Source organism: Oribacterium sp. C9, from assembly GCF_002007235.1.
GTDB lineage: Bacteria > Bacillota > Clostridia > Lachnospirales > Lachnospiraceae > Oribacterium.
Map to the genome: position 1 here is coordinate 1 of NZ_MUHW01000079.1, position 604 is coordinate 604.

Here is a 604-nt window from a genome sequence, read left to right on the forward strand (position 1 = left end):
ATGCTTTTCTATCATTGTATTTACTGTTTCCAGGACAAAATCTACTTCTAATGATTTGCTTAATACATAAGATAGTATCTGCTTTGTAAATGCATCTATTATGGTTGATAAATAGCAGAATTCTCCATTAAACGGAATATATGTAATATCAGTAAGCAATATTTTTCTGGGACCATAGGCCTCAAACTGCCTTTTGACAAGGTTATCCGCAACATTGTTCGTTTTTATGGCTTTTGCCATTCTTCGATACGGATTAGCTTTTCTTATTTCACAGATCAATCCGTATTTCTTCATAAGCCTGCGAATCTTTTTGACATTCATGACAATGGGAGGATCCATATGTATCAGGCGCATATAAATGCCTTGTGCACCTTTGTCGTATCCCCTATGGGTGTATGCTATCAGTATCAATTCAAAGTCCGCTCTGTCTTGAAGTTCCTTTGCCATTCGATTCTTTTCGGATGCTACCCAGTTATAATAGCCTGATCTTGATACCCCAGCTATTTCACATAGCATTGAAACTGAAAGCCTATTATCCGCTTTATTTATAGTTTCATGGATGATTTCAAATTTGTCATTTGATGTCTCCATGATTATTTCTTCT

Annotated in this window: 1 pseudogene; it reads right to left on the bottom strand. The window is 35.8% G+C overall.

Annotated features, from left to right (window positions below):
- A pseudogene (locus tag BXO88_RS16240) lies at positions 1-591 on the bottom strand (IS3 family transposase); the annotation flags it as partial.
- Between the last annotated feature and the right edge of the window lie 13 nt (positions 592-604).